10 protein-coding genes are annotated in these 13,749 nt (G+C 40.1%); 9 read left to right on the forward strand and 1 reads right to left on the reverse strand.

The window, feature by feature from the left end:
- Positions 1-65: 65 nt before the first annotated feature.
- Entirely contained in the window at positions 66-4,088 is a 4,023-nt protein-coding gene (locus EJ994_RS10425; RefSeq protein ID WP_241240765.1) for a hybrid sensor histidine kinase/response regulator transcription factor, read from the reverse strand.
- Positions 4,089-4,524: 436 nt separating this feature from the next.
- Here EJ994_RS10425 and EJ994_RS10430 point away from each other — a divergent pair, with 436 nt between their 5' ends.
- The 9 genes from EJ994_RS10430 to EJ994_RS10470 all read left to right on the forward strand — a co-directional run bounded on the left by EJ994_RS10430 (position 4,525) and on the right by EJ994_RS10470 (position 13,697).
- Positions 4,525-5,355 (forward strand): SDR family oxidoreductase, encoded by an 831-nt coding sequence (locus EJ994_RS10430; protein WP_126592371.1) that lies wholly within the window; start codon positions 4,525-4,527, stop codon positions 5,353-5,355.
- Between the two features lie 10 nt (positions 5,356-5,365).
- Entirely contained in the window at positions 5,366-6,802 is a 1,437-nt protein-coding gene (locus tag EJ994_RS10435) for a sulfatase (RefSeq protein ID WP_126592372.1), read from the forward strand.
- A gap of 12 nt (positions 6,803-6,814) precedes the next feature.
- Positions 6,815-8,008 carry a mannonate dehydratase gene (gene uxuA / locus EJ994_RS10440; RefSeq protein WP_206507127.1) on the forward strand — a complete coding sequence of 398 codons (1,194 nt, stop codon included), beginning with the start codon at positions 6,815-6,817 and terminating at the stop codon, positions 8,006-8,008.
- Positions 8,009-8,117: 109 nt separating this feature from the next.
- A complete protein-coding gene (gene kduI, locus EJ994_RS10445; RefSeq protein WP_126592373.1) occupies positions 8,118-8,957 on the forward strand; it encodes a 5-dehydro-4-deoxy-D-glucuronate isomerase in 840 nt (279 codons plus the stop codon).
- A 4-nt stretch (positions 8,958-8,961) separates the two neighbouring features.
- On the forward strand, positions 8,962-9,756 hold the full coding sequence (locus tag EJ994_RS10450) for a gluconate 5-dehydrogenase (protein WP_126592374.1): 795 nt from the start codon (positions 8,962-8,964) through the stop codon (positions 9,754-9,756).
- A 5-nt stretch (positions 9,757-9,761) separates the two neighbouring features.
- The gene (locus EJ994_RS10455) at positions 9,762-10,940 is read left to right on the forward strand and encodes a DUF4861 domain-containing protein (protein ID WP_126592375.1); all 1,179 of its coding nucleotides are present in this window, start codon (positions 9,762-9,764) and stop codon (positions 10,938-10,940) included.
- Positions 10,941-10,947: 7 nt separating this feature from the next.
- Entirely contained in the window at positions 10,948-11,925 is a 978-nt protein-coding gene (locus EJ994_RS10460) for a TRAP transporter substrate-binding protein (RefSeq protein WP_126592376.1), read from the forward strand.
- 11 nt (positions 11,926-11,936) lie between these two features.
- Positions 11,937-12,398: a TRAP transporter small permease gene (locus tag EJ994_RS10465; RefSeq protein WP_126592377.1), complete on the forward strand. Its 462-nt coding sequence runs from the start codon at positions 11,937-11,939 to the stop codon at positions 12,396-12,398.
- Between the two features lie 3 nt (positions 12,399-12,401).
- Positions 12,402-13,697 carry a TRAP transporter large permease gene (locus tag EJ994_RS10470; protein ID WP_126592378.1) on the forward strand — a complete coding sequence of 432 codons (1,296 nt, stop codon included), beginning with the start codon at positions 12,402-12,404 and terminating at the stop codon, positions 13,695-13,697.
- The last annotated feature ends 52 nt before the right edge of the window (positions 13,698-13,749 follow it).

The following is a 13,749-nucleotide window of genomic DNA, read 5'->3' on the forward strand; positions in this document are numbered from 1 at the left end:
AAAAATACAGAACTAGGGGTACAATAATCCCAAAACCCCTATTTAGACCCTATAAAATCGAAGAATTAGTTTAAATCGAAGAATTTTTCTGAGAATTTCTCAATATAAGCTGTAGGACTCAAACCAAACTTTTTATGAAAACACTTGCTGAAATATTTTGGGTTTTTGAAACCTACTTGATATCCTATTTCTGAAATATTCAGATTACCTTGCTCTAGTAACTGCACAGCACGTTTCATTCTAATTTCTTGAATAAAATCATTGGGAGTAAAATTTGTCCATGCTTTTATTTTAGTAAATAACAAGGTCCTGCTCACACCCAATTCCGTGCTAAAAGTAATAATATCAAATTGATCGTTAGAAATATTATCCTCAACAATCTGTAATGCCTTTTTGAGTAATTGCTCGTCAATTGAAGAAATTACTATCTCGTTAGGAGTAAGACTTTGCTCTTCACCAAATTTTGTGCGCAAGCGTTTATTAGAATCTATTAAGTTCTTAATACGTAATTTGAATTCCTTAATATTAAAAGGTTTACTTATATAATCATCGGCACCGCTTTCTAAGCCTTCAAACTTATATAAAAGCGAGGTCCTTGAGGTAAGCAGTATTATAGGTATATGACTGGTCTTGATGTTTTCCTTGATTTTTGCGCACAGTTCGGTCCCGACCATCTCGGGCATTATCACATCCGATACGATTAAGGTAGGAACGTACTTCATCGCCTTCTTTAAAGCTTCACGACCATCACCAGCTTCCATAACGTTATAAGTATCCTTCAAAATATCTTTAATGAAATTACGTAACGGCAAATTATCCTCTACTATTAGCACAAGGTCTTTCTCCTTATCCATGGCTAATTGTTCCGAACTTAAAAGAATTTCCTTAGACGGTGTATGTGATAATTGGGAAGTATACAAGGCTACATCGTCACTAAATTTAAAATCCTCTATGATTTCTTCCTTAGCAATATGTTCATTACCCAATTTTAACGCAACCCTAAACGTACTTCCAGTTCTTGAGTCACTTAAAACAGATATCTCTCCTTTGTGCAATTCGATGATTTTTTTTGCGATGGCAAGTCCAATACCGGTTCCTTTATTTTGAGAGGTATCCCCTTTTATATAATCGGGAATTTCAAAAAATCGTTCAAACACCTTATCCTGATATTTGGCGGGAATCCCTGGCCCGGAATCAACAATATCAATCACGACCTGGTTGTGACTCCTTTTTACCTTAATAGCTATTTTTCCGCCTGCGGGGGTATATTTAAAAGCGTTGGAAATAAGGTTATAGAAGACTTGTTCCAATTTAGGGCGATCATAATACACTAAAACCTGTTCTTCGTCGGTTTCAAAAGTATATTCATAATAATTGCCTTTAGCAAACTCTGAAAAGGACAGGAAAATTTCTTTCAAGAATTTTATAAAATTCCCTTCGGCAGATTCTAGCACATATTTTTTATGTTCAAGTTTCCTGAAATCCATAAGCCTGTTGATGAGTTGCAGCAGGTGATTAGCGTTACTTTCTATGACCAGTAGTTTCTTATACACCATACTGCTACCTTTATAATCTGCTAACAATTGTTGTAACGGACCCGTTATTAAAGTTAAGGGCGTTCTAAATTCATGGGAGACGTTAGTGAAAAATCTAAGTTTTGCATCGGTAATATCCTGATTTCTTTCATTTTCTAAATGCTCTAGCTGCAACTTGTGTTTTAATTTTGTCCTTGAACGTATTATACTTATGATGCCAAGAACCACAGCTAGTATAGTAAAAATGTACAGCGCAAACGCCCATTTACTGAACCACGGCGCAGGATGTACCGTAATTTTCAAGGTAGTTGGCTGCGGATTCCATAACTTATCGTTATTTGCCCCCATGACCTCAAAAACATAATTTCCCGGCCTCTGAATCGTATAGTTTGCACTGGCTTGGTCCGTCAAGGTCCAATTCTCCTCTAAGCCAACCATACGATATCGATACTGATTACTGTTGGGATTTATAAAATTGGGCATGGTAAAATCAATGGAAAAATTAGCGTTATCATAGTCAAGCGCTATCTCTTTCGTAAAGGGCATGCTCTGGGACAAAACACCGTTTTCATCACCGACCAGTACAGATTGGTTCTTTACTTTTAAGTCCGTAAGCAGTACTTGGGGGTTGAAATTATTACTTACAATTGTCTTGGAGTCAAAAAAAGAAACTCCTTCCGGTCCGCCAAAATATAGTTTTGAACTTCCTTGTTTAAGTGCCGCGCCACTGCTAAATTCATTTCCCACCAAACCATCTCGTTCCGTGTACACTACAAAAGAGTCGTCCGCCACACCATACTTTAACAGCCCTTGGTTACTACTCATCCAAAGTCTATTGTTATCATCTTCTAATATGGCATAGATAGACGTTATTTCTCGGGTGGTCTTTATAGGCACTTGATTGAATGTTTTACCATCAAAGCGAAACAAACCCTTGGCTCTAATACCTACCCATATGGTACCTCTTGAATCCTGAAAAATAGTTAGTATGTCATCCCCGGAACCCGTTTCTTTATCGTAGAAAAAACGTGTAAGCCGCTCTTCGGAATAACCGCCATTTGCATATTTTAATAGATTCAATCCCCCTTGGGTACCTACCCAAATATTAGACCCTTTGTCTACCATTAAGCTTCTAATCCTATTACTGGATAGGCCTTTCAATTCTTCTTTAGAATTATCAAAAATCACGTACTTCCTACTTTCAACATCATATTTTATTAGGCCTAGACCAAATGTTCCGAACCAAATATCATTGTGTAGACCTTTTTTTATGGTATAGGTTCCTGAATTACTTAAAAGAGTACTTAAATCATCCGTCAAAATATCCGTGACAAAACGATTTCTTGCTAAATCATAGATTTTCACTCCTTTATTAAAAGTGCCGATCCATAACTTTTGATTATCGAAGAGCAATGATTTGATATTATCGCTACGTAAAAATTCGTTGTTTTCTGTATTGATATACTGCATACCATTTGTCTTTTTATTAAAGATGGTTATTCCACCGCCTTCGGTACCTAAGTAGAGGTTACCTTCGGTATCATCCACTATAGAACTAACTACCTTATGCCCTAACCGTTTCTTACCGGAGGACTCCTTATAATTTAGAAAGTTGGTGTTTGAAGCATCCCAAATATCAACGCCGCCATAATACGAGCCCACCCAAATGGACCCTTTTTTATCCTTGAAAATAGATTTTACGTAGTTATGGCTTAAACTATTTTCTTCATTGGGCTCATTTTTTATTGTCCGTACGAGATTCTCATTAGCTATAAGGTCTATCCCATCCGAACTACCTACCCATAACAAACCATTATCGGCAGCAGCAACAGCTCTGATATCTTCATCCGTGTTGATAATATCCCTGGGAAGAAAACGTTCCGAGATCAAATCAAATTTAAGGAGACCCATATTCTTTGTACCTACACAAAGTGTGTTCTCATCACAAACGGTAATTGTTTGAACAAAGAGATTTTTATCCTCGTTTTTTGGTTGATAGGTTTTGAACTCAAACGTATTATTATCGGCAGAGACCACCTTGCAAAAGCCTTCTGAAGTTCCAATCCAAATTGTCCCGTTATTCGCTTGGGTGATACTAAGGATATAATCTGACGGTAAGGTATTGTGCTGATCGTTCGCATTTGCATAAACGGTAGTGAAACTATCCTTCTCTTTGTTATAAATAGAAAGTCCATTTGAGGTGCCAATCCAAATTTCACCATCAGATAGTTCTTCAATAGCCCAAATGGTATTGTTACTTAAAGATGTCTTCTCATTAAAATGGTAATATCGCTCAAACGAATTATGGGCTGGGTCATATTTGTTCAAACCGTTATAGGTACCGATCCATATATAACCTTCCGTATCCTGTTTAATGGAAAGAATGTCACTATTACTGATGGAGGTACTATCATCCACAACGGTTCTATACACATTAAAACCTGTACCGTCATATAGGTTCAGGCCATCGCGCGTACCCAGCCACATACGCCCTAGATTATCCTGCTCAATGGCGATAACAGAACTTTGTGAGAGTCCATCCGAAGTGTTCAAGTGTTTAAACTGATAGGTACTAGGTAAATTTTGTCCAAGACAAAAAATACAATTAAGCATTATAAATATGACGAACCTAGTTTTCATGAAATCGAAAAATATTACTTCAAGCAATTTTAGACCATACTTCGAGGATGAACGATTTACTTAATAGTCCTCTTACCGAGCTTTGAGCAGGTTGTACCGCTACAAAGAAAGAACATCCATTAAATATAGCTATAAAAACAGTACAGATTAATGCCAAGACAAGATACTACAGGATACGTATAACACAGGTATGAAGTAGTTTTAGAACTAATGAAATGGACGTTTTTACCCCTTATTTGCACTATTGTTTGAACGAGCCATTAGTTCTTTTAAATTAAAAGCTTGAAATTTGAGTAAATAGCAGTTATACTAATATTTCTGCTCACTAGCTTTAAAATAACAACTAAAAATGAGTAAAAAAGTAGTTGTGCTCACCGGAGCCGGGGGTGTTCTTTGCAGCACATTAGCATTGGCCCTATCAAAAGAAGGGCATAAAATTGCGGTTTTAGACCTTAAAAAAGAGGCAGCGGAAGAGGTTGCCAATGAAATAAACAACTCTGGGGGTACGGCCATAGGAGTTGTGGCCAACGTATTGGAAAAAGAATCGCTTTTGGCGGCCAAGGAAGAAATCAATTCAAAATTAGGTGCTTGCGATATTCTTGTAAACGGCGCCGGAGGAAATCATCCTTTGGGCACCACAAGTAACCCGTATTTAGAAGAAGAAGACCTATCGAATACCACGGAGGGTTTTAAAACCTTTTTCGATTTGGATAGTTCGGGCATCCAGTTCACGTTTAATCTTAATTTTATTGGAACCCTTTTACCCACTCAAGTTTTTGCCCAAGATATGGTAGGTAGGGAAGGTTGTAGTATTTTAAACATATCTTCTATGAACGCTTTTACACCATTGACCAAGATTCCCGCCTACAGCGGAGCCAAGGCGGCCGTCTCAAATTTCACCCAGTGGCTAGCGGTACACTTTTCAAAAGTGGGCATTCGCGTAAACGCTTTGGCACCTGGTTTTTTTCTTACCGACCAAAATAGGGCATTATTAACAGAAGGGGATGGTTCACTAACACCAAGAGGTAATACGATTATCGGTCAGACCCCTATGGGTCGTTTTGGAACACCGGAAGACCTTATAGGTACAACCCTATGGTTGTGTGGCGATGGTGCTACTTTTGTAACGGGAGTTGTAGTTCCTGTAGATGGTGGATTTAGCGCATTTAGCGGAGTTTAATAAGAGTATAATGAATTATAAAGGTGTTATCTGTGTACTTGCCCTATGTGTTGTAGGACTGAACACTAATGCGCAATCTGAAAAGCTGCAAAACGTTCTTCTAATTTGTATCGATGATTTGCGCCCAGAACTAAGTTCTTTCGGCCAACCCTATATTCACTCTCCAAATATTGACAAACTGGCTCAAAAAGGCCGCGTCTTCTTAAATCATTATGTAAATGCCCCTAGCTGCGGTCCTTCAAGATATACCTTGTTGACCGGTGTTTATGGTCCATCTTCAAATAATGCGCTTTTTAAAAGGGCTGAAATAATTTTAAAGGAGACCAAGAACACACACCCCTCTATGCCGGAATGGTTTAGAAACCATGGATACAGAACAGTTTCAGTAGGTAAAGTATCCCATCACCCCGGTGGCTTGGGAGGTAAAGACTGGAACGATAAGGACGCTATTGAAATGCCCAGCGCTTGGGATAGTAGTCTTATGCCCGTTGGACCGTGGAAACATCCCCGTGGTGCCATGCACGGATTAAAGAATGGTATTATTCGTAGCAAAGAAAAAGGTACGATGCCCGTATACGAGTCCGCAAATAATTTTGGCGACAGCTATCCGGACGACCTTATCACAAAACAAGCCCTCTCCGAATTGGAAAACTTAGCCTCCAACCCTGACCAACCGTTTTTTCTAGCGGTAGGTATTATAAAGCCACATTTACCATTCGGGGTTCCTCAAAAATATTTGGACCGCTATGATACTATTTCAATTCCAGAAAACCCCTATCCTAAAAAACCAGATGGTAAAAGTACTTGGCATCCATCTAATGAGATAAGACGTTATGATTTCTTTGGAAAGGACCTTGAACTTGGTTCCGAACTGGATTTGGAACTTAAAAAATATTATGCCGCCTGCGTAAGTTATGCCGACGAACAAGTTGGCCAAATCCTTAGAAAATTAAAGACAACAGGTGCGGATAAGAATACTGTGATAGTCCTTTGGGGAGACCATGGATGGAATTTAGGAGAGCATGGCATTTGGGGCAAACACAATCTTTTTGATGTAGCCTTAAAATCTCCTTTAATCATCGCTACCCCCCAAATGAAAAATCCTGGGGCAAAAGCCAAAGGTATTGTAGAAACCTTGGATATCTTTCCTACCTTATGTGAACTAACAGGAGTTGCTAAAACAGCTTATACCACTGGTAAATCTTTAGTCCCTATGTTGGAAAATGCTGATAACCCCGGACACTCGGCCGTATCGTACTGGAAAAAAGCCAAAACTATTCGCGTGCCCGATTACAGACTTATAGTACATGATGATAACTTTGTTGAACTTTACAACTATGAATCTATTGAAAAAGAAAACCTAAATATTGCAGAAAGCAATAGGAGTAAAGTAAATGAATTGAAACGAATGCTTCAGATAAAATTGAATAGCGAATTATATGATTAAAATAAATATAAAATGAATTTGTCATTAGAACAAACATGGAGATGGTACGGACCTAATGACCCAGTATCCTTAGCGGATATAAGACAGGCCGGTGCTACTGGTATCGTATCTGCCTTACACCATATTCCTAATGGAAAAGTTTGGCCCATTTTGGAAATCCAAAAAAGAAAAGAAACTATTGAAGCTGCCGGGCTCAAATGGTCTGTTGTAGAAAGTGTACCCATCCACGAAGCCATCAAAACACAATCGGAAGGCTATCTAGACTATATTGAAAATTACAAGCAAACCCTATCTAATTTAGGAAAATGTGGTATAGATATTGTCTGCTATAATTTTATGCCGGTGCTGGATTGGACACGGACCAATTTGGACTATGAAATCGAAGATGGTTCCACAGCCCTTAGATTCGAAGCAGCCGCATTCGCAGCCTTTGAGCTGTTCTTACTAAGAAGACCCGGAGCTGAAGAATCCTATACGGTGGAACAACAACATAAAGCAAAGACCTATTTTGACGGTTTGGACGATGCTCAAAAGCAAAAACTTTCTGATAATATCATTGCGGGACTACCCGGAGCGGAGGAAGGTTATTCCTTGGAGGAATTCAATACTATCTTGGCTACCTATGACACCATTGACGCGGCAAAACTTAAAGAACATCTCTTTGAATTTTTAGCACATATTATCCCGGTTGCAGAAAAGGCGGGAGTTTTAATGTGTATACACCCAGATGATCCTCCCTATCCTATTCTTGGCCTACCAAGAGTAGTAAGTACGGAACAAGATATCTTGGATTTGTATCATGCTGTGGACAGTCCTAATAATGGACTTACCTTTTGTACGGGTTCTTTTGGAGTCCGTGATGACAACGATTTAGCGGGAATGGTGAACCGATTGGGACATCGAATTCATTTTATCCATTTAAGAAGCACACAACGGGATGCAGATGGTAATTTCCATGAAGCCAATCATTTAGAAGGCGATGTGGATATGTACGCGGTGATGAAAGCCCTTGTGCAAGAGCAAGAAAAAAGAAAGAAAGCGGGTCGTAAAGATATACGGATGCCTATGCGTCCGGACCATGGCCATAAGATGCTTGACGACTTACGTAAAAAAACGAATCCGGGATATTCCGGCATTGGTCGTTTAAGAGGTCTTGCGGAATTACGTGGGCTTGAACTTGGAATTAGAAGGTCGGCCAACTCGTAGCAAATTTACGAGTCATTAGAAAAGATACAACGTTTACCTTTCGAGGCAAGCCTCGGAATAGAAAAATCTCGATTATCGAATCAATATTAATCATAAAATAAACTATACAATGTCCATATCCTACGAAACACGATATGCCTCCAGTCCGGAAGCCGTTAAAAAATATGACACAACCGCATTGCGAGATGAGTTCTTAATCGATAACCTTATGCAAAAAGGTAAAATCAACCTCACCTATACGCACTATGACCGCTACATTGCGGGTTCTGCAGTTCCGGACAGTCCCTTAAAATTAGAGGCTATAGACCCTTTAAAAGCGAGTTACTTTTTAGAAAGGAGAGAGCTCGGAATCATCAATGTTGGAGCAGCTGGTACGGTAGACGTAGATGGTACTACCTACAGCCTTGCGCATAAAGACGCTTTGTATATAGGCAGCGGTGCTAAAGAGGTCATTTTTAAAAGTGATGACCCAAAAAACCCAGCAAAGTTCTATTTGAACTCTGCTCCGGCGCACACCTCCTACCCCACAAAAAAAGTAAGCCTGGCCGAAGCCAATAAACTACAATTAGGCTCTTTAGAAACTGCAAACCATCGTACCGTAAGTCAAATGATTATTGGGGGTGTGGTTACTACTTGCCAACTACAGATGGGCATGACAGAATTAAAAACGGGTAGTGTTTGGAACACCATGCCAGCGCATGTTCATGATAGAAGAATGGAAGTATATTTTTATCTGGATGTACCAGAGGGTCAATCGGTTTGTCATTTTATGGGCCAGCCTCAAGAAACTAGACATATTTGGATGCAGAACAATGAAGCTGTCATTTCCCCACCATGGTCCATTCACTGTGGTTCCGGAACTTCCAATTATACCTTCATATGGGGTATGGCAGGTGAGAATTTAGATTATGGCGATATGGATGTTGCCAAAATAACCGATTTAAGATAATTTCATGAGTATAGAACTTTTTAACCTCAGCGGAAAAATAGCCTTGGTAACCGGCAGTACGCACGGCCTGGGGATGGCTATGGCCAAAGGACTTGGTAAAGCGGGAGCTACCATAGTCGTTAACGGAAATTCATCACAACAAAAAATTGATGATGCTATTAAAATGTATGAAAGTGAAGGCATCAATGCAATAGGCTATAAATTCAACGTTACCGACGAAGCCCAAGTCATTGACGCCATCAATAAGATTCAAAGCGAAGTGGGGACTATTGATATTCTGGTCAACAATGCCGGTATTATCAAAAGAACACCTTTGGAAGAGATGGAGGTCGCAGATTTTAAACAGGTAATCGACGTAGATTTAGTGAGTCCGTTTATTGTTTCCAAACATGTTGTCAAAGGTATGATTGCTCGTAAACAAGGAAAAATCATCAATATTTGTTCTATGATGAGCGAGTTGGGACGTAATACGGTGGGAGCCTATGCGGCCGCCAAAGGCGGACTAAAAATGCTTACACAGAACATGGCAACCGAGTGGGCCAAACACAATATACAGACCAACGGTATTGGCCCAGGCTACTTTGCTACATCGCAAACCGCCCCTATACGTGTGGACGGTCATCCGTTCAATGAATTTATCATCAATAGAACACCAGCGGCAAAATGGGGAGATCCGGACGATTTAGCAGGAGCTGCAATTTTCTTGGCTTCTCGGGCAAGTGATTTTGTCAACGGCCATGTCGTCTATGTGGACGGAGGTATTTTGGCCACTATAGGAAAACCATCGAACGAAAAATAAGTATCATGAGAACAGTCAAGCTTTTAGTATCTGTATATGTCACTTTACTACTCTTCTCTTGCGAAGAGCAGACACAACCCAACCAACAGGTTGTAGTGAAGAATACCTTGAATAGCGACCGCTCTTTTGAAACCGTTTCCGTGGATTTGGAAGCTATACCACAAGAGAACCAAAAAGGCAACATTGTCATTTTGGATGCCGAGACAAAGGCCGAAATCGTTTCACAACAAATAGATACTGATGGAGATGGTACCATGGATGAAATTTTATTTCAACCAGAAATTGCTGCCAATAGTGAAAAAGTGTATGAAATCAGCTTTTCCGAAGGTATGGTACCTAAGGACAGTATTCCCGCTTGCTATTCAAGATTTGTGCCTGAGCGTACGGACGATTACGCATGGGAGAACAATCGCGTTGCATTTAGAACCTACGGACCCGTTGCACAAAAAATGATTGAGGATGGTATCAAAGGAGGCACCCTTTCTAGCGGAATAGATGCTTGGCTAAAACGTGTAGATTATCCTATCATTAATAAATGGTATAAAAAAGAATTAGAAACCGATGGCAGTTATCATAAGGATGATGGTGAAGGTTTGGATAATTTTCATGTGGGCATCAGTAGAGGTGTGGGTGGTATTGCTAAAAAGATAGATACCAGTTACTATATTTCTAAAAACTTCATCTCTTGGCAAACGTTGAGTACAGGACCCATACGAACCAGTTTTATTTTAATCTATTCGAATTGGGATGCAGCAGGCAACAATATATCCGAAGAAAAAATGATTTCCTTGGATTACGGTCAAAATTTATCTCGTTTTGAAATTACGTTAAAAGGAACGGATACCATTTCGGCCGGATTAACACTACATAAAAAAGAAGGGGAGATTGGAGTAAATGAGGATCAGGGATGGATTAGCTATTGGGAACCCCATTTTGACTCCGAACTAGGTACAGGTATCGTAGTACCTAATGATAGGATGGTGGGTTATGAACATTACGAAACGACTAGAAAAGACGAAAGCAATCTTTTTGCCCATATCAAAACCAAAGACAGTAAGGCAGTTTATTATGCTGGTTTTGGTTGGAAAAAAAGCAATCAATTTACTTCTAAAGAGGAATGGGAGAAGTATTTGGCAACATTCGCGGAAAACCTTAAAAATCCGTTACAAGTCACCGTGAAATAAACGTACTATGAAACTAAAAAGACACGTATTTCTGATTCTTATTGTTGCTCTAATGGCGTCCTGTGCAAAAACGGACGACACCAAAACACTTCGCCTAGGTCATGGTTTGGATGTGAGCCATAGTGTTCATAAAGCCATGGTGAAAATGGGAGAAGACTTGGACAAGTTATCCGACGGAAAGTTAAAACTGGAAATCTATCCAAGTCAACAATTGGGAACGGAACGACAGTGTTTAGAATTATTGCAAATTGGAAGCCTAGATATGACCAAGGTTTCCGTAGGAGTTTTAGAGAACTTTGCACCAAAAATGAAGGTATTGGGACTACCATTTCTGTTTCGGGATAGGGAACATTCTTTTACCGTTCTCGATGGCCCCATAGGACAGCAACTACTTAATGAAGGGGAACAATATTGGCTAAAAGGATTAGGGTATTACGATGCCGGAAGTCGTAGTTTTTACACTAAGGATAAACCTGTAAATACCCCGGAAGACCTAGAGGGACAGAAAATACGTGTCATGGAGAGTGTTACCGCCATGGATATGGTAAGTGGTTTGGGTGGCTCCCCTACCCCAATATCTTGGGGTGAACTGTACACAGCATTACAACAAGGCGTTGTAGATGGGGCAGAGAACAATCCTCCGAGTTTTTACCTGTCCAGACATTACGAGGTAGCTAAATATTACACCTTGGATGAGCATACCGTACTCCCCGACGTTCTTTTGGCAGGAACCTATTTATGGGATAAACTAACTCCAGAAGAACAAGGCTGGTTAAAGCAGGCCGTGGAAACATCTGTAGTGTACCAACGTAAACTTTGGTTAGAAGCAGAGAATGAAGCCTTGGAAGCTGTTAAAGAAGCTGGCGTACAAATCATAAGACCAGATAAAACATTGTTCTCGGACAAAATAAAAGACTCCTTTGACAAGTACAAAGAGGACAAAGAATTTTACCAACTGATACAAGATATTCAAGCAACCAACTAAACAACCAAGGTATGCAACTACGAAAAACCATTGATAAGATACTTGCCAATTTTCTGGTAATCATTATGGCCATTATGGTACTTAATGTGCTTTGGCAGGTAGCCAGTCGTTTTATTCTAGGCTCACCCAGTTCCTTTACGGATGAATTGGCGCGTTATCTAATGATTTGGGTCGGTATTTTAGGTGCTGCCTATATATCGGGCAGAAATATGCACGTGGCCATTGATGTACTACCAACCCGCTTGAGCCCACCTATGCAGAAACGATTGATCTTAATCGTACGCATATTGATAATTCTGTTCTGCCTACTGGCCATGGTCATTGGTGGTTCTAGACTGGTCTATATTACCTATGTTCTGGGTCAAAATTCCCCTGCCCTACAAGTTCCGTTAGCTGTCGTATACATGGTCATCCCCATTAGTGGTCTACTTATTATATACTATAAACTTTCGGACATTCTCAAAAAACAATAAGCCATGGAATACGCACCTATACTAGTATTAGTTATCAGTTTCATATGCCTTTTGGCCATAGGAACGCCCGTTGCTTGGAGCATCGCTATTTCATCGCTATTGACCCTGTTGGTCAGCATACCTATATTGCCTGCGGCCACTACCGTTTCACAGCGAATAGGCACCGGATTGGATAGCTTTGCCCTCTTGGCCATACCCTTATTTATTCTATCGGGAGAACTAATGAACAAGGGAGGTATTGCCCATCGACTTATTGCCTTCGCAAAAACCCTAGTAGGTGCATTACCAGGAGGTTTAGCTTTAATTAACATCATTTCGGCTATGCTTATGGGCGCCATAGCAGGTTCTGCTATGGCCGCTGCTTCCGCAATGGGGAGTATACTTGGCCCAGAAATGGAAAAAGAAGGATATTCTAGGGAATTCGGTGCCGCCGTAAATATAACTGCGGCAACTACAGGTCTTGTCATACCCCCTAGTAATGTATTGATCGTTTATTCCTTGGCCAGTGGTGGCGCATCTATAGCCGCTCTTTTCTTGGCAGGCTATATACCGGGAATTTTAACGGGACTCTTTTTAATGATAGTTGCCTCTTTCTGGGCAAAGAAAAAAGGATATAAAGTTGGGAAACGAAGCACTTTAAAGGCTGTTTTAAAGACTTTCGTGGATGCATTACCTAGCCTATTTATGCTCGTAGTAGTCATTGGAGGTATCGTTACAGGAATTTTTACGGCTACAGAAGCCTCTGCCATTGCAGTACTCTACAGTTTTATCTTAGGAATGATATATCGAGAAATAAGCCTTCCTAAAATGCCTCAGATTCTGTTAGATTCTGCTGGAACAACAGCCATAGTTATGCTCCTCATAGGCGCCTCCATGAGCATGTCTTGGGCACTAAGTTATGAAAACATTCCACAAGAGATAAGTACAGGTCTTTTAGCCTTAAGCGATAATCCTATTGTCATATTATTGATTATAAACTTACTGTTGCTGTTCGTGGGAATATTTATGGATATGACCCCGGCCGTACTCATTTTTACCCCTATTTTTTTACCAGTCGTTACGGCGCTTGGCTTAGACCCCGTTCATTTTGGAATCATTATGGTACTGAATCTCTGTATAGGACTCTGCACGCCGCCTGTTGGCTCAGTGCTCTTTGTGGGTGTCGGAATAGCTAAGACCTCTATTGAAAAAGTAGTGAAACCGCTATTGCCTTTATTTATCGCCATGATTTTTGCATTGTTTTTGGTCACCTATTTTCCAGAGTTGAGTCTGTGGTTGCCAAGACAGTTTGGGTTGTAAAGTCTGCTAAGGAGAACAAGGTACACCTTACACTACAGGACACCCTAAAAGG

Origin of the sequence: Maribacter sp. MJ134, assembly GCF_003970695.1 — a bacterium.
In the GTDB taxonomy this organism is placed as follows: domain Bacteria; phylum Bacteroidota; class Bacteroidia; order Flavobacteriales; family Flavobacteriaceae; genus Maribacter.